The sequence below is a fragment of the Pseudomonas farris genome, from assembly GCF_019145235.1.
In the GTDB taxonomy this organism is placed as follows: Bacteria; Pseudomonadota; Gammaproteobacteria; order Pseudomonadales; family Pseudomonadaceae; genus Aquipseudomonas; species Aquipseudomonas farris.
Genome location: NZ_JAHSTV010000003.1, coordinates 90788 through 116931 on the forward strand (window position 1 = coordinate 90788; position 26144 = coordinate 116931).

21 protein-coding genes are annotated in these 26144 nt (G+C 59.6%); 13 read left to right on the plus strand and 8 right to left on the minus strand.

Annotated elements, in window-relative coordinates; genetic code table 11:
• The first annotated feature begins 18 nt into the window (after positions 1-18).
• Positions 19-939 carry a TauD/TfdA dioxygenase family protein gene (locus tag KVG95_RS06690; protein WP_217855107.1) on the plus strand — a complete coding sequence of 307 codons (921 nt, stop codon included), beginning with the start codon at positions 19-21 and terminating at the stop codon, positions 937-939.
• A 105-nt stretch (positions 940-1044) separates the two neighbouring features.
• On the opposite strand, the gene KVG95_RS06695 is transcribed toward KVG95_RS06690, so the two are convergent.
• Positions 1045-2661: an alkaline phosphatase family protein gene (locus tag KVG95_RS06695; protein ID WP_217855109.1), complete on the minus strand. Its 1617-nt coding sequence runs from the start codon at positions 2659-2661 to the stop codon at positions 1045-1047.
• A 214-nt stretch (positions 2662-2875) separates the two neighbouring features.
• On the minus strand, positions 2876-3820 hold the full coding sequence (locus KVG95_RS06700) for a LysR family transcriptional regulator (RefSeq protein WP_217855111.1): 945 nt from the start codon (positions 3818-3820) through the stop codon (positions 2876-2878).
• Positions 3821-3986: 166 nt separating this feature from the next.
• Here KVG95_RS06700 and KVG95_RS06705 point away from each other — a divergent pair, with 166 nt between their 5' ends.
• The 8 genes from KVG95_RS06705 (at position 3987) to KVG95_RS06740 (ending at position 12052) form a co-directional block, all read left to right on the plus strand.
• Complete coding sequence (locus KVG95_RS06705) at positions 3987-6338, plus strand: TonB-dependent receptor (protein WP_217855113.1); 2352 nt, start codon at positions 3987-3989, stop codon at positions 6336-6338.
• Between the two features lie 207 nt (positions 6339-6545).
• Positions 6546-6872, plus strand: a complete 327-nt coding sequence (locus KVG95_RS06710; protein ID WP_217855115.1) for a hypothetical protein — start codon at positions 6546-6548, stop codon at positions 6870-6872.
• A 378-nt stretch (positions 6873-7250) separates the two neighbouring features.
• Entirely contained in the window at positions 7251-8057 is an 807-nt protein-coding gene (locus KVG95_RS06715; RefSeq protein ID WP_217855117.1) for an energy transducer TonB, read from the plus strand.
• 44 nt (positions 8058-8101) lie between these two features.
• Complete coding sequence (locus tag KVG95_RS06720) at positions 8102-8827, plus strand: MotA/TolQ/ExbB proton channel family protein (RefSeq protein WP_217855119.1); 726 nt, start codon at positions 8102-8104, stop codon at positions 8825-8827.
• A gap of 1 nt (position 8828) precedes the next feature.
• Complete coding sequence (locus tag KVG95_RS06725) at positions 8829-9230, plus strand: ExbD/TolR family protein (protein WP_217855121.1); 402 nt, start codon at positions 8829-8831, stop codon at positions 9228-9230.
• Between the two features lie 193 nt (positions 9231-9423).
• Positions 9424-10005, plus strand: coding sequence for an alpha/beta hydrolase (locus KVG95_RS06730; RefSeq protein ID WP_030131588.1), 582 nt, complete (start codon positions 9424-9426; stop codon positions 10003-10005).
• Between the two features lie 68 nt (positions 10006-10073).
• A complete protein-coding gene (locus KVG95_RS06735; RefSeq protein WP_217855123.1) occupies positions 10074-11006 on the plus strand; it encodes a sigma 54-interacting transcriptional regulator in 933 nt (310 codons plus the stop codon).
• A 263-nt stretch (positions 11007-11269) separates the two neighbouring features.
• On the plus strand, positions 11270-12052 hold the full coding sequence (locus tag KVG95_RS06740) for a MetQ/NlpA family ABC transporter substrate-binding protein (protein WP_217855125.1): 783 nt from the start codon (positions 11270-11272) through the stop codon (positions 12050-12052).
• Positions 12053-12622: 570 nt separating this feature from the next.
• On the opposite strand, the gene KVG95_RS06745 is transcribed toward KVG95_RS06740, so the two are convergent.
• Positions 12623-13819: an AAA family ATPase gene (locus tag KVG95_RS06745; RefSeq protein ID WP_217855127.1), complete on the minus strand. Its 1197-nt coding sequence runs from the start codon at positions 13817-13819 to the stop codon at positions 12623-12625.
• A 305-nt stretch (positions 13820-14124) separates the two neighbouring features.
• Here KVG95_RS06745 and KVG95_RS06750 point away from each other — a divergent pair, with 305 nt between their 5' ends.
• The 4 genes from KVG95_RS06750 to KVG95_RS06765 all read left to right on the plus strand — a co-directional run bounded on the left by KVG95_RS06750 (position 14125) and on the right by KVG95_RS06765 (position 21761).
• Entirely contained in the window at positions 14125-15228 is a 1104-nt protein-coding gene (locus KVG95_RS06750) for an efflux RND transporter periplasmic adaptor subunit (protein ID WP_217855130.1), read from the plus strand.
• Entirely contained in the window at positions 15225-16292 is a 1068-nt protein-coding gene (locus KVG95_RS06755; RefSeq protein ID WP_217855132.1) for an efflux RND transporter periplasmic adaptor subunit, read from the plus strand. The genes KVG95_RS06750 and KVG95_RS06755 overlap by 4 nt, the downstream gene beginning before the upstream one ends.
• The gene (locus tag KVG95_RS06760) at positions 16289-19342 is read left to right on the plus strand and encodes an efflux RND transporter permease subunit (protein ID WP_217855134.1); all 3054 of its coding nucleotides are present in this window, start codon (positions 16289-16291) and stop codon (positions 19340-19342) included. Before KVG95_RS06755 ends, KVG95_RS06760 begins: the two co-directional genes overlap by 4 nt.
• 172 nt (positions 19343-19514) lie before the next feature.
• The gene (locus tag KVG95_RS06765) at positions 19515-21761 is read left to right on the plus strand and encodes a glycoside hydrolase (protein ID WP_217855136.1); all 2247 of its coding nucleotides are present in this window, start codon (positions 19515-19517) and stop codon (positions 21759-21761) included.
• Between the two features lie 83 nt (positions 21762-21844).
• Here the strand turns inward: KVG95_RS06765 and KVG95_RS06770 are convergent, their stop codons facing one another.
• The 5 genes from KVG95_RS06770 to KVG95_RS06790 form a co-directional block, all read right to left on the minus strand.
• Entirely contained in the window at positions 21845-22474 is a 630-nt protein-coding gene (locus KVG95_RS06770; protein WP_217855138.1) for a class I SAM-dependent methyltransferase, read from the minus strand.
• A 196-nt stretch (positions 22475-22670) separates the two neighbouring features.
• Complete coding sequence (locus tag KVG95_RS06775; RefSeq protein ID WP_217855140.1) at positions 22671-23027, minus strand: DUF6124 family protein; 357 nt, start codon at positions 23025-23027, stop codon at positions 22671-22673.
• Between the two features lie 542 nt (positions 23028-23569).
• Entirely contained in the window at positions 23570-24214 is a 645-nt protein-coding gene (locus KVG95_RS06780; protein ID WP_030128490.1) for a methionine ABC transporter permease, read from the minus strand.
• Complete coding sequence (locus tag KVG95_RS06785) at positions 24204-25325, minus strand: methionine ABC transporter ATP-binding protein (RefSeq protein WP_217855142.1); 1122 nt, start codon at positions 25323-25325, stop codon at positions 24204-24206. Before KVG95_RS06785 ends, KVG95_RS06780 begins: the two co-directional genes overlap by 11 nt.
• A gap of 2 nt (positions 25326-25327) precedes the next feature.
• Positions 25328-26137, minus strand: coding sequence for a MetQ/NlpA family ABC transporter substrate-binding protein (locus KVG95_RS06790; protein ID WP_217855144.1), 810 nt, complete (start codon positions 26135-26137; stop codon positions 25328-25330).
• Positions 26138-26144: the final 7 nt, after the last annotated feature.

Below are 26144 nucleotides of genomic sequence, written 5' to 3' on the forward strand. Positions count from 1 at the left end.
CCGATAGAGGGTCTACCCATGAGCAATGCCGCTTTAGCTGTAAAACCCGCTGTTCACGCGCTTGAAATCCATCCGGTGGCCGGCCGGATAGGCGCCGAGATCCGTGGCGTGCATCTCTCAGGTGAGCTGGATGCCGCCGTCATTGACGCCATCCAGCAGGCGCTGGTGCAGTACAAAGTGATCTTCTTCCGCGAGCAGACCCAGCTCGACGATCAGCGCCAGGAAGCCTTTGCGCATTTACTCGGCGAGCCAGTGGCGCACCCGACCGTGCCGGTGCGCGATGGCACTCGCTACCTGCTGGAACTGGACGGCGCTGAAGGCCAGCGCGCCAACTCCTGGCATACCGACGTGACCTTCGTCGACGCCTACCCGAAAGCCTCGATCCTGCGCTCGGTGGTCGCTCCGGCTTTCGGTGGCGATACCTTGTGGGCAAATACCGCCAGCGCTTACAACGAACTGCCGTTGGAGCTGCGTGAATTGGCCGACAAGCTCTGGGCCGTTCACAGCAATGAATACGACTACGCCGGCGCCAAGCCTGACGTCTCGGCAGAGAAGCTGGAGCGCTACCGCAAGGTCTTCACCTCAACCGTTTACGAGACCGAACACCCGGTGGTTCGCGTACACCCGATCAGCGGCGAAAAGAGTTTGCTGCTGGGGCATTTCGTCAAACGCATCAAAGGTTATTCCCAGGCTGATTCGGCGCATCTGTTCAACCTGTTGCAAAGTCACGTCACCCGCCTGGAGAACACCGTGCGCTGGCGCTGGAAGGCCGGTGACGTGGCGATCTGGGACAACCGCTCCACCCAGCATTACGCGGTGGATGACTACGGGACTCAGGATCGGGTGGTGCGCCGAGTGACGCTCAAGGGGGAAGTGCCGGTGGGAGTGGTGGGGCAGCGGAGTCAGACTATTAAAGGGGCTGAAATCGGCGTTGTCTGATCTGACGTATTCGCGGGCAAGCCTCGCTCCTACAGTTGCGCGCCGACCTTGATAATGGGCGCGACACAACACTGTAGGAGCGAGGCTTGCCCGCGAAGCTTTTTTTCACCACACCCCGATCTGCACCAGTTTCTCGGTCTCCGGTTCGCCATACCGAAACCGCTGCCCACGTAGATCAATCTCCTGATGGCTGATGGTCGTCCGTCGCTTCAACCCTCGCACCCACTCAAACAAATACCCTGCATGTTCTTCGCGAACAGAGGCGAACGCCGGATCTGCTCCCAAGTCGTGCAGCTCCTGCGGATCATTCAGCAAATCAAACAGCTGTGGCCCAAAGCCGTCATACGCCAGGTATTTCCAGCGTTCGCTGCGCACCATGGTCATGCGGCAACGGTCGATGGGCTGCCCCAGTCGCTCCCGCGCCGGAGCCTGAAACGCATAGTCGTATTCGCTGATCGCATAGCGGCGCCAGTCAGTTTCCAGCCCATGCAACAGCGCAATCAGCGAGCGTCCTTCAAGCCGATGTTCTGCGCCAGGTAGTCCCAGCGCTTCGAGAAAGGTTGGCAGCGCATCGATGGTTTCCACCAGTCGGTCATCCACCGAACCCCGCGTAACATCCGCCGCCGCACGCGGGTCGCGAACGATCAACGGAACGCCCACGGCAGGCTCCAGCAGAAATTCTTTCTCGCCCAGGTAGTGGTCGCCGAGGAAGTCTCCATGATCGCTGGTGAACACAATCAACGTGTCGTCCCAACGGCCGTTGCTCTGAAGAAAATCGAACAACCGCCCCAGCTGGTCATCGACCTGTTTGATCAAGCCCATGTAGGTGGGGATCACGTTCAACCGCACTTCATCGCGGGAAAAATTCAAGCTCTCTTCGTGCTGACGAAACGCACTGTACACCGGGTGATCGCTTTCCTTGCCCGGCACCGCACGCACGGGTGCGATCACCTGCGCGGGGCCATACAACGCGTGATACGGCGCCGGAGCGATGTAGGGCCAGTGGGGTTTGATGTACGACAGATGCAGGCACCATGGCTGCTCGCCTTGCTCGTCAATGAAGTCGATGGCGCGGTCGGTGGTATAGGCGGTTTCTGAATGCTGCTCAGGCACGCGGGCCGGCAAATGGGCGTTGCGCATTTTCCAGCCGCTGAGGATTTCCACTTGCTCACCTTGGGCCGCATTGGCCCAGTCGTGCCACGGATTACGGCCCTCGAAGCCTTGCTCGCGCAGGTAATGGGTGTAGGGCGCGGACTCGCGTTTTTCGTCGAACAACGGGTTGTCGGGGAAGATCCCATCATGGCGAAAGTACGCTTCGAATCCGACTTCGTTCAGCGCTTGCGCCTGCTCGCTGAGCGGGTCGATGGCCAAGCGCTGCAAGGCATCGAGATTGGGCGTGGCGTGGGTCTTGCCCACCAGCGCTGTGCGGATGTCATGAGGGCGAAGGTAATCGCCGAGGGTCAGTTCTTCCAGGGGCAACGGCACCGCGTTCCAGGCCACTTGATGGCTGCTGACGTAACGCCCGGTGTAGGCCGACATCCGTGACGGTCCGCAGATTGTGCCTTGGGTGTAGGCGCGACTGAAACGCACGCCGGCGGCGGCCAGGCGATCGATATTCGGGGTGTGCAAGTGCGGGTGGCCGTAGCACGACAGGTAATCGCGGCGCAGTTGATCGCACATGATGTACAGCACATTGCGCACGGGGGTCGGGGTGTTGGGCATGGGGTTCACCGATCAAAAGACAGGTGACGGTTTTCGCTGGTGCGGTGGGGTGGGGGCAAGTGCATTTGGGGAATGGGGTTTATGCAGAAAGTGCATCATTGCCTGGGCCGACGCTTTCGCGGGCAAGCCCGCTCCCACAGTTTTTGTGTGGATCACAAATTGTGGGCTTGCACAGATCCACTGTGGGAGCGGGCTTGCCCGCGATGAGGCCCGATCAGACAGCCAGATTCTCCAGCGAACACACGTCCTCATCCTGCCCATCGATCGCCTTGATCTGCGCAATCATCGCCTCAGCCAACGGCGACAACCGATACCCGGCCCGGCTGACAATTCCGTAACGGGTGTACAGCTCTTCCAGGTCATCGGCCAACCCATCGATCTTCAAGCACACCAGTTCACCCTTGGCATTGTGCAATGCATCGGAATAGACGCCGACGATGCCGATGACGTCCGAACGCATCACCACGCTGAGCAGGCTGGCGCTGTTCTCGCATTCCACATTCGGGGTGAAGTCCGGGCGGCCGCTGAGGTCGACGATGACTTTTCGCAGGTTCGGCGGGCGGATGCTGACCGCCATCGGATAGCTCATCAACTCGGCAGCACTGACGCTTTCGCGACCGGCCAACGGATGCCCGGCGCGGCAGCAGAAGTGCCATTTACGCGGGCGCAGACGCTGGGTCAGGTAGTCCGGGTCGGCCTCGAAATAGCGAGTGTCAGCGACGAAGAATTCGAACTCCTCACTCAGCAGTCGCTTGCTCAGGCTTTGCCAGTCGTCCACTTGGAACTGCACCCGTGCTTTCGGATAGCGCCCGATGAAGCTGCCGATTGCCCGCGGGATCAATCCCGCCGCGGGCGCCGGGCCGCAACCAAAGCGCAATTCACCGGCCTCCAGGCCATTGAACTGGCTGATCTCGTTGGCCATCTGCTGCGCACCGCTGACCAGTCGCCGCGCATGTTCGAGCAACACCTGACCCTGTTTGGTCGGCGCCAGATCCTTGCGTCCGCGATCCACCAACTGACAGCCGACGCTGTGTTCCAGTGCCTGAATGCTGCGGCTGAACGCCGATTGCGACAGGTTCACCGCCATCGCGCCCGCGACGAAGCTGCGCTGTTCGGCGAGGGCAATGAAGTGACGGAGCTGGCGCAAATCGATATGCATTTTTCACATTAAAAATATCGGGCAAATGCATTGGATATGCATTAGGTCGACTCCTTATAAAGGCAATCTCTTATGCAGTAAATATCTGTAAAAACATAAATAAATAACTTTAAAGAATATGCATCGCTGAAAAGTCACTGCGTGTTTTTTGACCAGGAGCTGCTCAATGAGTCCGTTGAACCCTGCCTCACCCTTGATACCACGACGGCTCAAACGCCTGCCCCTGGCCCTGTTGCTGGCGGGGAGCGCCCAAGCGTATGCGGCCGATACCACAACCCCCGAAGCGGTCCCCGCCGGGAAAGTCACGGCTGACAGCTCGCAGCTGGAAACCGTGACTGTCACCACCCGCCGCCGCGAAGAAAGCTCGCAGGACGTGCCGACGCCGATGAGTGTGGTCAGCGGTCAGGCGCTGGAATCACAGCGGGTCTATCGCATCCAGGATTTGCAACAACTGGTGCCCAGCGTCAACGTCGCCTACATGCATGCGCGCCAGTCCAGCGTGTCGATCCGAGGTCTGGGCAACAACCCGGCGAGCGATGGCCTGGAAGGCAGCGTCGGGCTCTACATCGACAACGTTTACCTCGGCCGGCCGGGCATGGCGGTGTTCGATCTGATGGACATCGAACAACTCGAAGTGCTGCGTGGCCCGCAAGGTACGTTATTTGGCAAGAACACCACCGCAGGCGTCATCAACATCAGCACTCGCGCCCCGACCTTTACCCCAGAGCGCAGTATCGAAACGTCGGTGGGCGAGGACGGTTACTTCCAGACCAAGGGCACGATTTCCGGGCCGTTGAACGACGAACTGACCGGGCGCTTTTCTGCTTATCGCACCCGCAGCGACGGCGACATCAACAACGAATTCAATGGCCATGATTTGAACGGCGGATCTCGCGAGGGCTTCCGTGGGCAGTTGCTGTACAAACCGAACGAGTCGTTCAACCTGCGCTGGATCGGCGACTACAACGAAGAGGACTCCAGCGCCGGCACTCGTGTGTTGTACAGCACCGGGCCGACCATCAATGGCGTCAACCTCTACCAGTCACGGGCCAACGCCGCCGGTGCGACGCTGGTCAATGGTTCCCACCGCAAGGTCAATCTGGACAACGATCAACACGTCACCGTGCATCAGGGCGGTACATCGCTGGAGGCCAACTGGACCTTGCCGAACGATTTCACCCTGACGTCGATCAGCTCCTATCGTTGGTGGAATTTCACCCCGCGCAATGACGACGGTCTGAACGTGGCAGCGACCTACAATGCCGGGGTTTCAGTGGAGGACAAACAGTATTCCCAGGAATTTCGCCTGGCCTCGCCGAAAGGTGAGTTCTTCGATTACGTGCTGGGCGCCTATTACTTCGGCTCGGATCTGGACAACAAATCCTTCGCCTATTACGGCCCGCAAGCGGACATCTGGAACGGCACGCCACGCGGCGCCTTGGCCAACGTCAACAGCGTGGGCCACGGCCATATCGAAACCGACAGCTTTGCATTGTTCGCTCAAGGCACCTGGCACCTCACCGAGCGTCTGGATTTTACTGCCGGGGGGCGCGGCACCTATGAAGAGAAAACCGCCTGGGTCACGCGCGATGCACCGGTGGGTGGCGCGGCCGTCACCGGCGCGGCGGCCACCGCAAGGCGCGGTCGTACCGGCGCTTACGATTCCGGCGATTTGAATCAATACAGTTCCAGTCCTTCCGGATTGTTGAACCTCAGCTACCGCTTCACCGATGACTTGCTCGGCTACGCAACGCTGTCCCACGGCGAGAAGTCCGGCGGGGTGAACCTTGCCGTCGGTTCAGCGCCAACCGCGGGCGCCGACTCATTGTTGATCGGCACCGAGCGCGCCAACAATGCCGAACTGGGTTTCAAGAGCACCCTGTGGGACCGTCGCCTGCAACTTAACGCCAACGTGTTCTGGACCCAGGTCAACGGTTACCAGACCAACGCCTACGACGCCGCGAACCGCGTGCAATACCTGACCAACGCCGGCTCCGTGCGCTCTCGCGGCGTGGAGTTCGAAAGCACCCTGATCCCGTTGCGCGGCCTGACGTTGAACGTTAACGGTTCCTACAACGACGTGAGCTACCTCTCCTACAAGGACGCACCATGCCCACCGGAAGTCAGCCTGGCTCCGGGCGCCCCGGCGTCTTGCGACCTCAGCGGCCACCAGGTGGTCGGTGCTTCGAAATGGATCGGCAACGCCAACGGCGAGTACAAATGGAACCTCGCCAACGGCTTCGAAGAGTACGTTACTGCAAGCTACGCGTTCCGCTCCAAAGCGGTGGGCACGGTGGAAGACTCTGACTACGGGCAGATCCCGAGTTATGCGGTGGTCAACTTATCCACAGGCCTGCGCGGCGACTTCAATCAGGGCCAATGGGACGTTTCCCTGTGGCTGAAAAACGCCTTCGACAAGACCTACTACACGACCCTGTGGACGGGCGGTAATGGCGGCTACGAAGGGCTACTCGGCACACCAAGGACGCTGGGCGTGACCGGTCGTTATGATTTCTGACTTAGTCCGAAGGGAAGTAATGAGTGCTTTGTTTTGGAATAAATTATGAAGTGTTTACATAGTCATTATTGCATTTTAGTAGATGAATAAAGCCTTTCTGATGTGGACAAAATCCAAGGGTCGAACCATGCTCACTGGCGTGAGTTTCCAGGAGGAAACTTGCTTTCATCGGAAGATACTTATTTAAACGATAAAGGAAATCGAACCATGTCGAGCATTAATGGTACTTATGTGAACTCCAACGCTGGCGCCAAGCTGGTTATTACCGATGGCAACGATTCCAATGGCACATTCAGTGGCTCGTTCAGCCAAGGTGGTGTGAACTACGAAGTCAGTTATGGGCATTACCACTTTCAGAACAGCACCGGGCAACCGACCATCGTCACCTTTACCGGTTTGAATGATGGCACTGGGTATCAGGCTTGGTCACTGTTTTCGCCGGACCACAACTATTCCCGACTTCGGGCAGCGGGTTCGCGTACCAACTTCGATGGTGATGTAGTGACATTGGGTGGCGAGTTCGTCAAGCAATAAACATTGCTGTAGTAACTAACAGGTTGATGCATTAGTCATGCATCAGCCTGTTTTTGTTTGTGAGTATCATTTAACGGATGTCCTTTCAAATTTTTAGTTGTGTTCACCGTCCCGCTCCCTCGGAAGTCCATGCTTTCCACAAATAATTTCAATGCGTAAAAAGCATCGTTTTTTACGCACTTGGCTACAAGCCTTGTACGACGTGGCTTTGGCGAATCTGACGATTTTTAATATTCTATTTTGATCTATGTGTAACATTAAAAATTACTTTAAGAGATAAGCGCCTGGCCCAATGATTCCCCCATCGATTGGACGCACGGGGGATATCAGGTGCGACCTGTCGGGTTTTTCGCAAAAGAGACCGCAGGGAGTAAATCAATGGGCAATGTCCAAACCGCTGTCCGTGCGCATGAGGCGCTGTGGCGCCAGGCACCGAGCGGCGACTTGGTCGATCTCGGCCGGCCACACCGTGTGCCCTTGGACCAGTTGCGTTTGCAGCGTGCGCCCAAGGGCATTCTGAGTCGACGGGAAACGATCCTGCTCGGTGTGCTGGCGTTGTTGGTGCATGGTGCAGTGATCTATTGGGTCAATCAGCAACCGACCAAGGCATTGCCAATCGTGCCGCCGGAGGTCCCGCCGATGACCATCGAGTTCACGCGCCCGGCACCGCCAGTAGTCGAGCCGCCACCACCGCAACCAGTACAACCGGTGATTGAGCCGCCGCCAGTGGAAGACGAACTGGCCGTGAAACCTCCACCACCGAAACCGATCCCCAAGCCGAAGCCTATCGCCAAACCGGTGCCGAAACCGACACCCAAAGCGGTCTTGCAGCCACCGGCACCGCCACAACCGGCGGTCCCTGTTGCGGCTCCGTCGCCACCTGCGCCACCGGCACCCGCACCGTTGACCCCAGCCTCGGCCAATGCCGCATACCTGAAAAACCCGGCCCCGGAATACCCGTCTCTGGCGCAGCGTCGCGGCTGGGAAGGCACGGTGTTGTTGCGAGTGCACGTGCTGGCCAGCGGCAAGCCCGGCGAAATCCAGATTCAGAAAAGCAGTGGTCGCCAGCCACTCGACGACGCGGCGTTAAGCGCTGTGAAACGGTGGAGCTTTGTGCCGGCCAAGCAGGGTGATGTCGCCCAGGACGGCTGGGTCAGCGTGCCCATCGATTTCAAGATTCATTAAACCGAAACCTTTTTAGCGCGAAACGTTTACACGAGGAATTCACCATGACGTTACTGGCATCTCCACTTGAATCCATCGAAAGCGCGGTGATCTGGCTGTTGGTGGTTTTTTCTGTCGCCACTTGGGGCCTGGCGTTGCTCAAGGGCGTGCAGTTCGGCCGGCTCAAGGCTCAGGATCGCAAGTTTCATAAACAGTTCTGGGCCGCTTCGAGTCTCGACTCGGCGGCCGAATTGAGTGAGACCCAGCCCGGTGCAGCAGCCCGTGTGGCGCAGGCCGGTTATGCGGCGATCCAGGTGGGTGAGGCGCCACAAGCGGCGGACCTGAGCCAGGCGATCAATCATCAAGATCGCCTCGAGCGGGCTTTGCGTCAGCAGATCGTGCGCGAACGCCGCTCGCTGGAAACCGGTTTGGCGGTAGTCGCGAGTATTGGCAGTACTTCGCCGTTTATTGGTTTGTTCGGCACGGTGTGGGGAATCATGGAAGCGTTGAAGGGCATCAGCGCAGCGGGCTCGGCGAGCCTGGAAACGGTTGCCGGACCGATCGGTGCGGCCCTGGTCGCCACCGGTGTGGGGATCGCCGTCGCAGTGCCGGCAGTGCTGGTTTACAACTATTTTTTGCGTCGCTTGAAATTGACGGTGGCGGATCTGGATGACTTCGCCCATGACTTCTACAACCTGGCGCAGAAGAGTTCGTTTCGCGTGCTGATTCACCCGGCGGCGCACAAGGTTGCGGTCCAGGGCGGCGTGCAGAAAGTGAAGGAGGCGTCCTGATATGGCCTTTTCCACGCAAGACAGTGATGAGGTGTTGAGCGAGATCAACGTGACGCCGCTGGTGGATGTAATGCTGGTACTGCTGGTGGTGTTCATCGTCACCGCGCCGCTGCTGACCAATGCGATTCCGATCAACCTGCCCAAGACCGAAGCCGTGGCACCGGTGGAGCAGAAAGACCCGCTGGTGGTAAGTATCGATGGCGCCGGCAAGTTGTTTATCAACAAGGATGAAATCCAGCCGGATTTGCTGGAATTCAAGCTTCAGGCGGCGAAGGCCAAGGATCCAGAGGTGCGAGTGCAATTGCAGGCGGACGATGAGGTGAACTACGGCGAAGTGGCGCGGGCCATGGCGTCCATTGAGCGGGCAGGGATTACCAAGTTGTCGGTGATTACCGCGCGTTAATAAATTTACGATTTCCGGGGCCGTCTCCTTGGCAGGGTGCGGCCCCTTTTTTATTCCGGCCAAACACCACTCCCACATTGATCGCGTCATATATTCGATATAGGTCTTAATAAATAGCTTCTTATTCCTTAACGAATATAACTCTCCTCCCTATACTCGATCAGGAACAGACACGCAGCAGGAGAGCTCCCCCATGCGCAACGAATCAATTCGCTACCTGATTGTGCCGGGCTGGCAAGGATCGCCAGAAGATCATTGGCAAACCCATTGGCAGAACAGCCTGCCAAACAGTGCGCGGGTGGAGCAGGCCGACTGGCTGACGCCTCGTCGTGAGGACTGGGTTGCGGCACTGGCCGAGGCGATTGCCGCCGACAGCACGCCCGTGATTCTGATCGCTCACAGCCTGGGCTGCATCACCGTCGCCCATTGGGCAGCCACGGCACCGCTGCCATTTTTGCGTCAGGTGCGCGGCGCGTTGCTGGTCGCGCCAGCGGACGTCGAGCGCCCGGCTTGCGCGCCGGCCCTGCGCAACTTCGCACCGATCCCGACTCATTTGCTGCCGTTTCCGAGCCAGGTCGTCAGCTCCGACAACGACAGCGCGGTGAGCGCGCCACGAGCCCTTGAATTGGCGCGCCAATGGGGCGCCGAGGCGGGGATTTTATCGGGTGCCGGGCACATCAACGTGAAGTCCGGTCACCAGCGCTGGGAGCAGGGTTTTGCGTACCTCTATCGTCTGCAAAACCGCATGGAACAGCACGCCCTGCGTCGCGCCTGAACCTTTTATTTTTTTCTTTTTTTTAGAATCGGCCCCCGCCTCCCGGCGGTTTTGGGCGGGAGTCTGCCATGAGCTTGCATGAAACATTCGGTCAGCCGCTGCTGACCTTTCCCGATGCGGAAAAAAGCCCGCTGAGCATTCGCGCCAAGGCGTTGGTGTTCGTCGATCCGCGTTCCCGGCAGTTGCGCCAGGAGCTGGAACAACTGGCGCCACGTTCGATCTCGGTGTTGATCCGCGGTGAAACCGGCAGCGGTAAAGAATTGCTGGCGCGACATATCCATCGCGCCAGTGACCGTGGGGGATTGTTCGTGGCAGTCAATTGCGGGGCGATCAGCCCGACCTACGCCGATGCTGAACTATTCGGCTATGCCGCAGGCAGCTACAGCGGTTCGGCCAGCAGTCGCGCTGGCTGGTTTGGTTCGGCCAATGGCGGCACGCTCTATCTGGACGAGATCGGCGACTTGCCGTTGCCAATCCAGATCAAGTTGCTCGCCGCCCTGGAAAACCACGAAGTCACCCGCGTCGGCGCTCAGCAGCCAAGCCCGGTGGACGTACGTCTGGTGGCCGCCACCAGCATCGATCTGGCTCAGGCCGTGGCTGCCGGAAAATTCCATGAGCGGCTTTATCACTACCTCAGCGAAGGCCAGCTCGAACTGCCGGCCTTGCGTGAGCGGGTGGGCGATATTCTGTCGCTGGCCGAATACTTCCTCGGCATCTACAGCCAACGCCTCGACCTGCCGGTGCCATTGATCAGCGAAGCCGCGCAGCATCTGCTGGAGCAGCACAGTTGGCCGGGCAACACCCGGGAGCTGGAGAACGTCATTCACTTTGCGCTGTTGGTGAGTACCGGCGACGAGATTTTGCCGGAACATTTGAATCTGCCCGAGGCGGTTGTGTCGCTGGTGACGATCGAGCAGCAACTCAAACAGATACTCGGCAACGGTTCCGCCGCCGAGAAAGACGCTTTGAAAAAACTGCTCAAAGACGCCGGGCTTTTGTAGGCGCTGGCGCAGCCTGCGATCTTTTGATCTTGATCGTTGGTGGCTTTGAAATCGCCAAAATCAAAAGATCGCAGCCTTCGGCAGCTTCTACATCGGGCGTGACGGTTGTATGAACAAAATGGAATATGAAAGTGAATAAAAGATATTGTTCGGGAATAAAAAATCCCGGTATTGTCCGCGTCACGCCAGCGATAGCACATCACTGGCACTCGTACTCATTAGCCGTCGTCGATGATGGCCGCGAATTTCCATAAGGACACTGCATGAAAAAGGTTCTGTTGTTCACCGCATTGGCGGCTGCCCTGACCGCGGGCCTGGCCCAGGCTGGCGAGAAACTGGTGGTTGCGGCGACGCCGGTTCCACATGCCGAGATTCTTGAACTGATCAAGCCAACCCTCGCCAAAGAAGGCGTGGACCTGGAGATCAAAGTCTTCACCGACTACGTTCAGCCGAACGTGCAGGTCGACCAGAAGCGTCTGGACGCCAACTACTTCCAGACCCTGCCGTACCTGAAAAACTTCAACGAAGGCAAAGGCACTAATCTGGTGACCGTGATCGGTGTACACGTCGAACCATTTGGCGGCTACTCGAAGAAAGTCAAAAGCCTGGCTGAGCTGAAAGACGGTGCAACCATCGCCATCCCGAACGAAGGCAGCAACAGCGGCCGTGCCCTGATCCTGTTGCAGAAGGCCGGCCTGATCGAGTTGAAAGACCCGAAAAACGCCGTGGCCACCCCGAAAGACATTGCCAAGAACCCGCACAACTTCAAGTTCAAGGAACTGGAATCGGCCATGTTGCCGCGAGTTCTGGACCAGGTCGACCTGGACATGATCAACACCAACTACGCGTTGGACGCGGGTTTGAACCCGGCTAAAGACGCGCTGGTGATCGAAGGCGCCGATTCGCCTTATGTGAACTTCCTGGTGGCTCGTCCGGACAACAAGGACAGCGTCGCCATCCAGAAACTGGCCAAGGCCCTGACCAGCCCGGAAGTGAAGGCGTTCATCGCCAAGAAATACAGCGGCGCGGTACTGCCGGCGTTCTGATTGATCGCAGTCTCCAACCCCTTCAAGGTTTCAACGCCGACGGCTAATACAGCGTCGGCGTTTTTATTGAGGGGGGGGCACCTGTGGCGAGGGGGCTTGCCCCCGTTCGGCTGCGTAGCAGTCGCCGATCAGTCCATGAGGTGTGACAGAGGGAATCGGGATGCAGATTATAGGGCTGCTTCGCAGCCCAACGGGGGCAAGCCCCCTCGCCACAACAAGTCCCCAGCCACAGAGGAATCTGCTCACCTGAAGATCGTTCAGGCCACTCTGGCCTTCAGCGCCTTGCGCAACGCCATCAGCAATTTCACGATGTCCTGCGGATCCAGCTGCTGTGGCACGTTTACATCAGCCATTTTTCTCTTCCTTGTGATGGTTCGGCCGGGAGTCTGGCCAAAAGCTGCACGTCCTTGGAGGGGTACTTTAAAAAAAAGATCCTTCCTACAGCGCAAAGGAAAATAGTCGTCCTCCACTGCCGCAACACAGGGGATCTTCGATGAACACAACATCTGGGTCAGTCGCCGAACCAGTGTAGGAACGAGCCTGCTCGCGATTCAGTTGTTCAAGCGCCGATCAATCCGGCCAATACCACGCCGGTTCATCCAGCATCCGCTGCCCGACCATCCCGGTCTGGCCGAAATTCTTTTCCAGCACAATGCAATTGCATTCCGGATCTTGCTGCAACGCCGAGATCAAGCGCCGCGCATGGGACACCACCCACACCTGACACTGCTCGGACGCTCGAATGACCAACCGCGCCAACGCAGGCAACAGGTCCGGATGCAGACTGGTTTCCGGCTCGTTCAACACCATCAGCGTCGGTGGCCGAGGGGTCAGCAATGCCGCGACCAGCAGTAGATAGCGCAACGTCCCGTCCGACAACTCGGCGGCGGACAACGGCCGCAACAACCCTTCCTGATAAAATTCGATCGCAAACCGTCCGCCCTGCAGCGGTGCGATGTCCAACGTCGCGCCGGGGAACGCATCGCTGATTGCCGCCTGCAAGGCTTCGGGATCGCCGATTTCGCGGATGGTCTGTAATGCCGCGGCGAGGTCGCGACCGTCGTGGTGCAACACCGGCGTGCGGGTGCCCAGTTGCGGTTGGCGCACTGGCGCGTCGGCATCGCTGCGAAAGTGATCGTAGAAACGCCAGCGGCGGATGAACTCGCGTAACTCCAGAACCTCCGGTGAAGAACGCAAACTGCCGACCTGATCGAACAGGCTGTCGAAATTCGGCGTGTGCTGAGCCAGTACATCCCAGCTGCGATTGGCTCGGGCACGGATCATCGGGCCGTCGCGATCCACCAGCAGGCTGGCCGGCCGATAAATCGGCCCGGCCCAGACGCATTCACGCTTGATTTGCGGGTCGAGGTTGAAGCGTGACGGAATAGGTGAACTGTGTTCGGGCAGCATGAAGTGGCCGTTGGAATCGGGCAGCCCGAGGCTGATCGAATAGCTGAAATCCTCACCGGCAAACCCCAGTCGCAGTCGTTTGACGCCGTGTCGTACGCTCGGCTCGATCGGGACTTCGCCGTTGCGCATGCGTCGAGTGATGTTTTCCGGCCCCGCCCAGAACGTTGAATCCAGCCCACCCTCACGGGCCAACGCATTGACCACCCCGCCCTGAGCGGTTTCCGCCAGCAGGCGCAAGGCGCGGTAGAGGTTGGATTTGCCGCTGCCGTTGGGACCGGTGATCAAGTTCAACCGGCCCAGCGGAATCACCAATTTATTGATCGAGCGGTAATTGGCCACCGCGAGGGTTTTGAGCATGGGTAGCTTCCTGCTGCATGGTTCGTCATTCTGCCTTATTGTCAGCAACACGGTGATCCCTGTGGCGAGGGGGCTTGCCCCCGTTGGGGTGCGAAGCAGCCCTAAAACCAGTCACCGCGTTTCTTTCAGGATCTCTGCGTCAGCCGGTTTACGACTGCTGCGCAGTCGAACGGGGGCAAGCCCCCTCGCCACAGGTAAGCGCCTCAGCCACAGGGAATGCAGCAACCCCGTGCACCTGTTGAACCCTGTTCTAAGCTCACAGTCGTATCGTCACTGGCACGGTCGTACAACGCAAAGGAGTTTGCATGGCAGGTCCCGGATTGAAATTAATGGTTGGTCTGAGCCTCATCGCCTTGCTGACCGCCTGCGGCGATAAAAAGCCCGTCGAGAAGGACCGCCCACGAGTCTTCGTGCAAGAGGTCAAACCATCGGATTACGCCGCCGCGGTGACACTCACCGGCGACGTCCAGGCGCGGGTACAAACCGAATTGTCGTTTCGCGTGGGCGGCAAGATCATCCAGCGTCTGGTCGATGTCGGTGACCGGGTCTCGGCCAAACAAGTGCTGGCCAGACTCGACCCGAAAGACCTGCAAACCAATGTTGACTCAGCCCAGGCTCAAGTCGTTGCCGAACAGGCCCGGGTCAAACAAACCGCCGCGGCCTTCGTTCGCCAACAAAAACTCCTGCCCAAGGGCTACACCAGCCAGAGCGAATACGATTCCGCCCAAGCCGCCTTGCGCAGCAGTCAGAGCGCATTGACTGCCGCTCAGGCGCAGTTGGCCAACGCCCGTGATCAACTGAGCTACACCGCGTTGATTGCCGATGCGCCGGGGGTGATTACCGCGCGCCAGGCTGAGGTCGGCCAAGTGGTGCAGGCCACGGTGCCGATTTTCAGCCTGGCCCGGGACGGCGAGCGTGACGCGGTGTTCAACGTTTATGAATCGCTGCTGGCCGAGCCGCCGTCGGATAGATCGATTGTGGTCAGCCTGCTCGACAACCCGAAGATCAAAACTACGGGTACTGTTCGGGAAGTCACGCCGGCAGTGTCCGCGCAGACCGGCACGGTGCAAGTCAAAGTCACCCTCGACAGCCTTCCCGAGGGCATGCAGCTCGGGTCGGTGGTGAGCGCCACCGCCAAGCCAGTCGGCAAAACCGCAGTGGAGCTGCCTTGGTCGGCCCTGACCAAAAACCTCAGTGACCCGGCTGTGTGGCTGGTGGACGCCGAGGGCAAGGCGCAATTGCACACGGTCACCGTCGGCCGTTACCTGACCGGCAAAGTGATTGTCAGCGCCGGCCTCAACGGTGGCGAAAAAGTCGTCATCGCGGGCGGCCAATTATTGCATCCGGGCGTGAAGGTGGAGATCGTCGAAAACACCTATAAGACGCCAATGACAGGAGCCCAGCCATGAAGCGCCTGTTGCTGTTGTCCGCCGCTGCACTCCTGGTAGCTTGCTCTGATGAGGAAGCGCCGCCAGAACCGGTTCGGCCGGTGTTGTTCGTGGAGGTGAAAGCGCTCAATCAAGAAGACCTCGGCCGGTTTGCCGGCAGCATTCAGGCCCGTTACGAAAGCAATATCGGTTTCCGGGTGCCGGGGCGTATCGCCAGCCGTAATGTCGATGTCGGCGCCGAAGTCCAGAAGGGCGCATTGCTCGCGACCCTCGACCCCACCGATCAGCAGAACCAGTTGCGCTCGGCTCAAGGTGATCTGGCGCGTGTTCAGGCGCAGCTCATCAATGCCCAGGCCAACGCCCGGCGTCAGCAGGAGTTGTTCAATCGCGGGGTTGGCGCGCAGGCGCAACTGGACATCGCCCAGACCGACCTGAAAACCACTCAGGCCTCTCTCGATCAAGCCAGCGCCGCAGTCAGTCAGGCGAAGGACCAACTCAACTACGTCGAGTTGCGCACCGATCACAAAGCCATTGTCACCGCGTGGAATGCCGAAGCCGGGCAGGTAGTGACGGCCGGCCAGCAAGTGGTGACCCTGGCGCAGCCGGACATCAAGGAAGCGGTGATCGACTTGCCCGACACCCTGGTCGATCAATTGCCTGCCGACGTGGTGTTCCAGGTCGCCTCACAACTGGACCCGAGCATCACCAGCACTGCCATCGTGCGCGAAATCGAACCCCAGGCCCAAAGCGCAACCCGTACCCGTCGCGCCCGCCTGAGCCTGACCGATACGCCGCCGGGCTTTCGCCTCGGCACGGCGATCAGCGTGACCCTCAGCTCCGCGATCAAGCCACGCCTCGAACTGCCGGTGAGCGCGCTGCAGGAGGTCGACGGCAAACTGCGGATCTGGGTCGTTGATCCGCAGACGCAAACCGTTTCCCCACGGGACGTCAGCCTGATCAGCCGGACCGATGACACGGTGGTCCTGGCCAACGGCGTGAAGTCCGGCGAGCGGGTGGTCAGTGCCGGTGTGAACAGCCTCAAGCCGGGGCAGAAAGTGAAAATTGACGAGGACAGCCCGCAATGAAAGGGAGTTTCAACTTATCCGAATGGGCCCTCAAACATCAGTCGTTTGTCTGGTATTTGATGTTCGTCGCGCTGCTGATGGGCGTGTTCTCGTACCTGAACCTGGGCCGCGAAGAAGACCCGTCGTTCACCATCAAAACCATGGTGATCCAGACCCGCTGGCCCGGCGCGACCCAGGAAGAAACCCTCAAGCAGGTCACTGACCGGATCGAGAAAAAACTCGAAGAACTCGACTCGCTCGACTACGTGAAAAGCTACACTCGCCCCGGCGAATCGACGGTCTTCGTCAACCTGCTCGACACCACCAGCGCCAAGGACATCCCGCAAATCTGGTACCAGGTGCGCAAGAAGATCAACGACATTCGCGGTGACTTCCCGCAGGGCCTGCAAGGGCCGGGCTTCAACGATGAGTTCGGCGACGTGTTCGGTTCGGTGTACGCCTTTACCTCCGACGGCCTGTCGATGCGCCAGTTGCGCGATTACGTGGAACAGGTGCGTGCCGAAATCCGCGAAGTCCCGGGGCTGGGCAAGGTCGAGATGGTCGGCGAGCAGGATGAAGTCCTTTACCTGAACTTCTCCCCCCGCAAACTGGCCGCCCTCGGCATTGATCGGCGCGAGGTGGTGCAGACCCTGCAATCGCAGAATGCCGTGACCCCGGCCGGGGTGATCGAGGCCGGCCCGGAGCGAATTTCGGTCCGGACCTCGGGGCAGTTTGCCTCTGAGAAAGACCTGGCCAACGTTAACCTGAAGCTCAATGACCGCTTCTACCGACTGGCCGACATTGCCGACATCAGCCGTGGCTATGTAGATCCGGCGACCCCGGAGTTTCGCTTCAACGGTCAGCCAGCCATCGGCCTGGCGATCGCCATGAAAAAGGGCGGCAACATTCAGGACTTCGGCAAGGCGCTGCACCTGCGCATGGATGAGCTGACGGCGGACCTGCCGGTGGGCGTTGGCGTACACACCGTTTCCGACCAGGCTGTCGTGGTGGAGGAAGCCGTCGGCGGCTTCACCAGTGCGTTGTTCGAAGCGGTGGTAATTGTGCTGATCGTCAGCTTCATCAGTCTGGGTGTTCGCGCCGGGCTGGTGGTGGCGTGTTCGATTCCGTTGGTGCTGGCGATGGTCTTCCTCTTCATGGAATACAGCGGCATCACCATGCAGCGGATTTCCCTCGGTGCGCTGATCATCGCCCTCGGTCTGCTGGTGGACGACGCGATGATCACGGTGGAGATGATGGTCACGCGCCTGGAAATGGGCGAAACCAAAGAGCAAGCGGCGACTTTCGCCTACACCTCGACCGCATTCCCGATGCTCACCGGCACGTTAGTCACCGTGGCCGGTTTCGTGCCAATCGGTTTGAACGCCAGCTCCGCCGGTGAGTACACCTTCACGCTGTTTGCTGTGATCGCGGTGGCCATGCTGGTGTCGTGGGTCGTCGCCGTGTTGTTCGCCCCGGTGCTCGGTGTGCACATTTTGAGCGCCAAGGTGAAGCCTCATGACGCAGAGCCGGGGCGCATCGGTCGGGCGTTCAATGGCGGCCTGCTCTGGGCCATGCGCAATCGCTGGTGGGCGATTGGCATCACTGTGGCGCTGTTTGTGCTTTCGGTGTTTTCCATGCAGTTCGTGCAGAGCCAGTTCTTCCCCTCCTCGGACCGCCCGGAAATTCTCGTCGACCTGAACTTGCCGCAAAACGCTTCGATCGCCGAAACCCGCATGGTCGTGGATAAGCTCGAAGCGACGTTCAAGGATGATCCGGACATCGTGCGCTGGAGCACTTACATTGGCGAGGGGGCGATCCGTTTTTACCTGCCCCTCGACCAGCAATTGCAGAACCCGTACTACGCGCAACTGGTGATCGTCAGCAAAGGCCTGGAGTCACGCACGGCCCTGACTGCGCGACTGCAAAAGCGCCTGCGTGAAGAGTTCGTCGGTGTCGGCAGTTACGTCCAGGCCCTGGAAATGGGCCCGCCAGTGGGGCGGCCGATTCAGTACCGGGTCAGCGGCAAGGACATCGATCAGGTGCGCAAACACGCTATCGCCCTGGCCACCGAACTGGATAAGAACTCGCACATCGGCGAAATCATTTACGACTGGAACGAGCCGGGCAAAGTGCTGCGCATCGACATCGCCCAGGACAAGGCCCGGCAATTGGGGCTGTCGTCCGAAGACGTGGCGAACCTGATGAACAGCATCGTCGTCGGCTCGCCGGTGACGCAGGTCGATGACGATATCTACCTGATCAATGTGGTCGGCCGCGCTGAAGATGCCGAGCGCGGCAGTCCGGAAACGCTGCAGAATTTGCAGATCGTCACCCCCGGCGGCACTTCGATTCCGCTGCTGGCGTTTGCCACGGTGCGGTATGAACTGGAGCAGCCGCTGGTCTGGCGTCGCGATCGCAAACCGACCATCACCATCAAGGCCGCGGTGCGCGACGAGATTCAGCCGACTGATCTGGTGAAACAGCTGCAACCGGACATCGACAAATTCGCCGCCAGTTTGCCGGTGGGCTACAAAGTCGCCACCGGCGGTACGGTGGAGGAAAGTGGCAAGGCCCAAGGGCCGATTGCCAAGGTCGTGCCGTTGATGCTGTTTTTGATGGCGACCTTCCTGATGATCCAGTTGCACAGCGTGCAGAAGCTGTTTCTGGTGGCCAGCGTCGCGCCGCTCGGGCTGATCGGCGTGGTGCTGGCGCTGATCCCGACGGGTACGCCGATGGGCTTCGTGGCGATCCTCGGGATTCTGGCACTGATCGGCATCATCATCCGCAACTCGGTGATTCTGGTGACCCAGATCGACGCTTTCGAGAAGGACGGCTACACGCCGTGGGACGCGGTGGTGCAGGCCACGGAACATCGGCGCCGACCGATTTTGTTGACGGCGGCGGCAGCGAGCCTGGGGATGATCCCGATTGCCCGGGAAGTGTTCTGGGGGCCGATGGCGTACGCGATGATTGGCGGGATCATCATCGCGACGTTGCTGACACTGCTGTTTTTGCCGGCGCTGTACGTGGCCTGGTACAAGATTCGCGAGCCGAAGAAAGAGGTGCAGTAAGGCGAGCGCTGCGCGCTCATCGCGAGCAGGCTCGCTCCCACAGGGGAGTGAGGTCAACTGTGGGAGCGAGCCCGCTCGCGATGGCGATCTACAATTTTCCAACATTTTACTGACCGACAGCCCCGTTCCACTTGCCTTACCCTCCCTGCTCTTGACGCAGAAGGGACACCCCATGCAGCCTCTCCATCGCTATCTGTTGCTGATCTGTACCTCGCTGCTCTCGCCTTGGGCCTTGGCCGATATCGTTCTGGAAAACCCGCTGTGGCGTGTCGAACTCGATCCTGCGACCTTGGCAGTTCGCGCCACTCCCGCGCACAACTTGCCCGTGCAGCCGTCGGCCGGAGTACCCGGGCACAAGGCCAGTCATCTTGTGCAAACCGCCAACCGCATCGACTGGCAATGGGACGACGGCGCCTGGACCCTGAGTGCCATCCTCGACCAGCGCGACCTCTCCCTGTCCATCACCGCCCGCGACCCCGGAGATCTGAGCTTCCTCAGGCAACCGGGCAGCGCCATGGGCAAAGGCCTGATCTGGCCGCTGGCCGAGGGGCATTACGTGCCCGCCGGTGATCCGCTATGGCAATCCTTTTTGCTCGATCAGGGCGAGTTCAATACCACCCAGGACCTGAGCCTGCCGCTGTGGGGCGTCGATCACGGTGGCTTTACCCTCAATTGGTTGATGACCAATCCTTACAACAATCACCTGACGTTCAGCGCCGAGGGTAAGACCCTGGCGCTGGCCGTCCGTCACGCTTTCACCGCGCTTGAGCCCGGCACACCGCTGACCTTCACGCTGTCGTTGGGCGATGCCGATCCGTTGGCTGGTGCCAAACGCTATCGGCAATGGTTGATCGACAACGGGCAATACGAACCCTTGAGCGACAAACTGCTGAAAACCCCCGAAGCGAAAAAATTGCTGGGAGCCAGCCATGTTTATCTGTGGGGCAATGATCTGCTCGGGCCCGACGATGTGCGTAGTTGGCCGGCATTGCTGAGACTGCTGCGGGGCACAGGTGCTCTGGCCCGCGAGTTGCGTGGCGGCTTCGACGCTGAAACCCGGCAGATTCTAAGCCGCGCCCAACCACCCCTCGACCGTTACCAGCAAACCACGTTGCTGCGCAGCCTCAACGGCGCGCTCAACCAAAAAGCGCGAAGCGGTTGGCAGGCAGTCGCTGAGCCGGACATGCAAAAACTGGCTGAGGGTTATGGCCGGTTGCGCACGGAAGTGGCGAGAGCGTTCGTCGAGGCGCTGACGGCAACCCCTGAACGCTGGGGTAGCACGTTGTCGCCAAGAATGTTTGACCAGTTGCAAGCCGCCGGGTTGTCGCGCTTGTGGTTGGGCCTCGGCGAGGGCTGGGAGGGAGGTCTTTGGCATCCCGAGGCGGTGCGCCAAGGCGTAGGGGCCGGGTATCTGGTGGCGCCTTACGACTCTTATGAAACGGCGTTGACCACCACTGAAAACCCGGACTGGACCACCGCGCACCTCGGCTCGCGGGCTAACCTTGAGTGTGCGATTGTCTTGAGCAGCGGCGCCTTCAAAAGCGGCTTCCAGCAGTCCGGGCATTACACCGATCCGCGTTGTGTGCGGCCGTTGCTTGAGGCTCGAATCAAAGCTGTACAGACTAAGGCCGGGTTCAATAGCTGGTTTCTCGATGCCTACGCCACGGGCATGGTGTTCGACAGTTATCGCCCCGGAGCCACCCTGACCCAGGCGCAAAACGCCGAGGGCAATATCGACGCCTCACGCTGGTTGAACGAAACGTTGCAGCTGCCGGCCGGCTCCGAGGACGGCAACGCCACCACGGCCCGGGGCGTGCTGTTTGCCCATGGCATGCAGACACCGGTGATCGGCTGGGGTGATCCGGACATGAGCAAGAACCCCAAGTCGCCTTATTACCTGGGCCGCTGGTTTCCCAACGAAAAGCCCCAGGTCTTTTTCAAAACGGTGCCGCTCAAGGAACCCTATCGCACGGTGCACTTTGCCCCGCAGACGCGCTTGCCGCTGTATCAGGCGGTGTTCCACGGTTCGGTGATCACCACCCATCACTGGCTGTTCGACAGTCTTAAACTGAGCAATGTGCGGGCCGAGAACGAACTGATGCAGTTGCTCTATAACGTGCCACCGCTGTATCACCTGAGCGCTGATACGTTGAAGCAGCGACTGCCGGTAATTGCACGGCAGGATGTTTTTTTTCGGCCGCTGCATGAACGTCTGGCGACTGAGGCGATGGCGGATTTTCGTTGGCTGACGGAGGATCGCCTGGTGCAGCAGACGACGTTTGCCGATGGCACGCGGCTGGTGGCCAATTTTGATTCGCGCGAGCGCGAGGTTGGAGGCAAGCCACTGGCTGGGCAGAGCATCAGGGCGTTTGGTGTGGATGGGGCGATGATGAACTATCAGGTTTCTTCGTCGCCCTGAAGATCATCGCGAGCAGGCTCGCTCCCACAGTAGAGCGCATTCCAACGTGGGAGCGAGCCTGCTCGCGAAAGCGTCCGGCCTGACTACACAGGCTTACGCCAAACACTCGCCAACCAAGGCTGTTGCTCCCGCGGCAGCCCCGCCGGCCGGTAGTAATGCTCAAGCTCCACAAATCCCGCTTCAGTCAGCAGTTCCTGCCACGCGTGAAGATCGTAATACGCCCCATACCGCGGCCCGTTCCAGCCTTCCTGATTCTCACCACGAGGATTGGAGCTGAACAACACCCCACCCGGTTTCAACGCCTCGCGCAGTTGCTTCAACACCCGAGGCAATTCCTGACTTGGGATGTGGAACAGCACTGCATTGGCAAAAATCCCGTCAAACCGCTCGGCCGGCAGATCGAGTTTCAGAAAATCCTGCTGCCAGACTTCGCAACCACTGTCTTCCCGCGCCATCTGCGCAAACTTTTCCGAACCGTCGAGGCCGACGGCGGTGTGGCCCAGGTGAGTGAAGGTTTTCAGGTCACGGCCAGGGCCGCAGCCGAAGTCGAGAATGCTGAACGGCGCCTCACCCTGAATATGCCGCAGCAGGGCCTCGATGTTCTGGCTGACATCGTGATCGCGAGTGCCTTCACGGAAGTCTTCGGCCACCGAGTTGTAATGGCTCAGGGTGGTGGAGGTGATCTGCTCCAGGTCGTCGGGAGTCTGTTTCATGGTCGGCTGCGCAGGCAATTGGGATTCACTGAATATACGCCATCAAGCCTGGGGCTGCTGCGCAGCCATTCGCGAGCAAGCCCGCTCCCACACTGGATCGCGTCGAACACAAATTCCATGTTCACCGAAGATCAAATGTGGGAGCGGGCTTGCTCGCGAAAGCGGTATCACTGACAACCAATGACTAAAGCCTGACTCAGCTTTGTTTCATCCCCAGACATTCAATGGACCGATCGACCATCGCCTTGGCAATCTCCAGCAAATGCCAGACGGAGAATACCAATGCCCGATCGGCACCCTTGAGTTGATCGCCGCACTGATACGCCGTGACCGAAGCGCAGCGCAGTAGGTCAGCCACATAGAGCTGGGTATCCTCGAAGCTCACGTCTTTGCTGACGTTGTAGAAGCGAAACTCGTCGGGCGGAGAGGGCTGATCGCCGGTGAGGTAGAAATCAATCGCACGGTAGAGCGCCGATCGATCCCTGGGCGGGTCTTCGGTGGCGGTTTCGTTGGTGGGTGTTTCGGGAGGTGGATCGGGTACGGATTTTTTCATGTGATGCTCCTATTGCTACATGGGAGCCATCACTTATCGCCTACTAAACGATTGGGTGGCGGCTGCGCGCAGGTTAGTAGGCCGGTCAATAGGAAAACCGGTGCACCCGAAGGTGCCCCACGCACAGCCACCATATTCTGCATGCGGCAAACATTGCCGGACATGAGCAAGGAATCGCTATGCGCCTATTGATCCGGGCTACTAAACCCGATCACTGATGAGCAGTGACGGACCGAGACTAGCCACGGAATTTGGCAGGCGCAAGCGAGCGGAATGATCTAGGAAACGTCCTGCAAAAGAAAGGGATCGGGCCTGCTGGCACTCTGATTTTCTTGTGCGAAATGTTCCCTTCAGAGGTCGGTGATTACCTGTGGCGAGGGGGCTTTTGTGGCGAGGGGGCTTGCCCCCGTTCGGCTGCGCAGCAGTCGTAAAACCTGCTGGTCGGTGTTGTCTGACACACCTCATTGAATGGTTTTGGGGCCGCTTCGCGACCCAACGGGGGCAAGCCCCCTCGCCACAATAGCCCTTCAACCGCACCGAACTCAGCGCTTGTTGAGACCCCGCGCCAACCGATCCCCACCCAACTGAATCACCGCCACCAACACCACCAGCAACACAATCACCGTCAACATGATCTGGCTGTCAAACCGCTGATACCCATACCGATAAGCGATGTCCCCCAACCCTCCGGCCCCAATCGCTCCGGCCATGGCTGACGAGTTGATCATCGTCACCAACGTAATGGTGAAACCACCAACAATCCCCGGTAACGCTTCAGGCAGCAGTACATGCCAGACGATATGCCAGCGTCGGCAGCCCATTGCCTGCGCCGCTTCAATCAACCCATGGTCGACCTCGCGCAAACTGACCTCGGCGATGCGCGCAAAGAACGGCGTGGCCGCTATGGTCAGCGGCACCACGGCAGCCCACACGCCGTAAGTGGTGCCAACGATCAACCGGGTAAACGGAATCAACGCCACCATCAAAATCAAAAACGGAATCGAGCGAAACAGGTTCACAAACGCACCCAACGCGCGATTCAGCGCTGGTGCTTCGTAGATCCCACCCTTGGAACTGGTGACCAGAATCACCGCCAACGGAATGCCCGCCAACAATGCGATCAACGACGACACACCCACCATCAAAAACGTGTCGATAAAGCCTTGCAGCAACCGATCAAACCACATAACCCAGCACCTCCACCTGTTGCGCCCAGTTGCCAGCGCGCTGACGCAATTCCTCGGCGCCGAGGGACGAACCGGTCACTGCCAGCAGCAATTGCCCGAGCGCATGGCCTTGAATCCGTTCCACGCCCCCTTGCAGCAAGCGCACGCGGCCACCGAGGGCGCTGAACAGCGCCGCCAGGTCTGGCTCGTCGCTCGCGCTGCCGGTGAATTGCAAACGCAGCACCACAGCGGCATCCGAAGACTGCGGCAGCTCCCGCAAGCGGCTTTGCAGTTCTTCCGGCAGACCGTGTTGCAATGGCGCGAGCAAGGTCTTGCTGACCTCATGTTGCGGGTTGCCAAAGACTTCCCAGACCGGCCCTTGCTCGACGATTCGCCCGTGTTCCAACACCACGACCCGATCACAGATATCGCGGATCACCGCCATCTCGTGGGTGATCAGCACGATGGTCAGGCCCAGCCGTTGATTGATCTCACGCAGCAGGCCAAGGATCGATTGCGTGGTCTCCGGATCGAGGGCCGAAGTCGCCTCGTCACACAGCAGAATCTGCGGGTCATGCACCAACGCGCGGGCGATGCCGACGCGCTGTTTCTGTCCGCCGGAAAGTTGTGCTGGGTAGGCTTTGTGCTTCTCCTGCAGGCCGACCAGTTCCAGCAATTCGCGGACTTTGCGCTCGCGCTGCTCCTTGGGCACACCGGCGACTTTCAGCGGCAATTCGACGTTCTGCCAAACCGTCTTGGCCGACATCAAATTGAAGTGCTGGAAGATCATGCCGATCCGTCGCCGCAGCGCCACCAAGCGGTCTTCATCGAACTCGCTGATGTCGACCTGATCGATCAGCGCCCGCCCGCTGCTCGGTTGTTCAAGGCGGTTGATGGTACGGATCAGCGACGACTTGCCGGCGCCGCTGCGACCGATGATGCCGAACACTTCGCCGCGCTGGATCGCTAGGTCGATGCCGTGCAGGGCCGCCACCGGACCTTGCTGGCCGTTGTAGGTTTTACCCAGGCCGATGAAGCGCACGTGGGCGCGATTCAGGTCGGGGTGCAGTTCGGTTTGTGTGGCGTTATGTGGCTCCGGAAGTTCCAGTCGCCGTTGGATAGCGGCCGTCATACTCAGCTTTCCCAGCCGGCTTGATAGAGCTTGCCGTGGGCTTTATCCAACGCCGCACGAACGGCTGGCGAATGCTGGTAGATGTCGACGAATTTGATCAGCCGCGGGTCGGTTTTGCTTTTCGGCTGGATCACAAACTGGATCACGTATTCCTTGTGATCGAGGCCATCGAACAGCAGGGCAGAACTGGCATCGAAGGTCTTCGACAGACGGATATAGGCCGGGTAACCCTGGACCAGATCAGCATCGTCGTAGGCGCGCACCAGTTGCACGGCTTCGACTTGAAGGATTTTGATTTTCTTCGGGTTGGCGATGATGTCTTCTTCGGTGGCTTTGTAGCCGACGCCCGGTTTGAGGGTGATCAACCCGGCCTTGGCCAGCAGTTGCAGGCCGCGACCGCTGTTGATCGGGTCGTTGGCGATGGCGACGCTGGCGCCTTCGGGCAACGCGTCGAAGCTTTTGTATTTTTTCGAGTAGAGGCCGACGTTGTTGATGATCCCCGGGGCGAACGGCACCAGATCAAAACCGGCGGCAGCCTTGGCGTTTTCCAGGAAAGGGATGTGCTGGAAATAGTTCACGTCGATGTCGCCCGAGGCGAGGCTGACGTTGGGGGCGATCCAGTCGCTGAACTCCACCAGTTCGACTTTCAGGCCTTGTTTGTTGGCTTCTTCTACTGCGGCTTCCAGGGGAATGGCGAAGGCGGCGGTGGTGCCGACTTTCAGTGGTGCGTCGGCGGCGAAGGTGATGGAGCTGAAGAGGCCGAGGGCCAGGGCCAGTGCTTTGACTGGGTGGTTGAACAGTTTTTTGGTCATGATGGTT

Excerpts from the sequence above, each read along its gene's own strand:
- KVG95_RS06690 (WP_217855107.1), top strand. The coding sequence starts at position 19 with ATGAGCAATGCCGCTTTAGCTGTAAAACCCGCTGTTCACGCGCTTGAA.
- KVG95_RS06695 (WP_217855109.1), bottom strand. The coding sequence starts at position 2,661 with ATGCCCAACACCCCGACCCCCGTGCGCAATGTGCTGTACATCATGTGC.
- KVG95_RS06700 (WP_217855111.1), bottom strand. The coding sequence starts at position 3,820 with ATGCATATCGATTTGCGCCAGCTCCGTCACTTCATTGCCCTCGCCGAA.
- KVG95_RS06705 (WP_217855113.1), top strand. The coding sequence starts at position 3,987 with ATGAGTCCGTTGAACCCTGCCTCACCCTTGATACCACGACGGCTCAAA.
- KVG95_RS06710 (WP_217855115.1), top strand. The coding sequence starts at position 6,546 with ATGTCGAGCATTAATGGTACTTATGTGAACTCCAACGCTGGCGCCAAG.
- KVG95_RS06715 (WP_217855117.1), top strand. The coding sequence starts at position 7,251 with ATGGGCAATGTCCAAACCGCTGTCCGTGCGCATGAGGCGCTGTGGCGC.
- KVG95_RS06720 (WP_217855119.1), top strand. The coding sequence starts at position 8,102 with ATGACGTTACTGGCATCTCCACTTGAATCCATCGAAAGCGCGGTGATC.
- KVG95_RS06725 (WP_217855121.1), top strand. The coding sequence starts at position 8,829 with ATGGCCTTTTCCACGCAAGACAGTGATGAGGTGTTGAGCGAGATCAAC.
- KVG95_RS06730 (WP_030131588.1), top strand. The coding sequence starts at position 9,424 with ATGCGCAACGAATCAATTCGCTACCTGATTGTGCCGGGCTGGCAAGGA.
- KVG95_RS06735 (WP_217855123.1), top strand. The coding sequence starts at position 10,074 with ATGAGCTTGCATGAAACATTCGGTCAGCCGCTGCTGACCTTTCCCGAT.
- KVG95_RS06740 (WP_217855125.1), top strand. The coding sequence starts at position 11,270 with ATGAAAAAGGTTCTGTTGTTCACCGCATTGGCGGCTGCCCTGACCGCG.
- KVG95_RS06745 (WP_217855127.1), bottom strand. The coding sequence starts at position 13,819 with ATGCTCAAAACCCTCGCGGTGGCCAATTACCGCTCGATCAATAAATTG.
- KVG95_RS06750 (WP_217855130.1), top strand. The coding sequence starts at position 14,125 with ATGGCAGGTCCCGGATTGAAATTAATGGTTGGTCTGAGCCTCATCGCC.
- KVG95_RS06755 (WP_217855132.1), top strand. The coding sequence starts at position 15,225 with ATGAAGCGCCTGTTGCTGTTGTCCGCCGCTGCACTCCTGGTAGCTTGC.
- KVG95_RS06760 (WP_217855134.1), top strand. The coding sequence starts at position 16,289 with ATGAAAGGGAGTTTCAACTTATCCGAATGGGCCCTCAAACATCAGTCG.
- KVG95_RS06765 (WP_217855136.1), top strand. The coding sequence starts at position 19,515 with ATGCAGCCTCTCCATCGCTATCTGTTGCTGATCTGTACCTCGCTGCTC.
- KVG95_RS06770 (WP_217855138.1), bottom strand. The coding sequence starts at position 22,474 with ATGAAACAGACTCCCGACGACCTGGAGCAGATCACCTCCACCACCCTG.
- KVG95_RS06775 (WP_217855140.1), bottom strand. The coding sequence starts at position 23,027 with ATGAAAAAATCCGTACCCGATCCACCTCCCGAAACACCCACCAACGAA.
- KVG95_RS06780 (WP_030128490.1), bottom strand. The coding sequence starts at position 24,214 with ATGTGGTTTGATCGGTTGCTGCAAGGCTTTATCGACACGTTTTTGATG.
- KVG95_RS06785 (WP_217855142.1), bottom strand. The coding sequence starts at position 25,325 with ATGACGGCCGCTATCCAACGGCGACTGGAACTTCCGGAGCCACATAAC.
- KVG95_RS06790 (WP_217855144.1), bottom strand. The coding sequence starts at position 26,137 with ATGACCAAAAAACTGTTCAACCACCCAGTCAAAGCACTGGCCCTGGCC.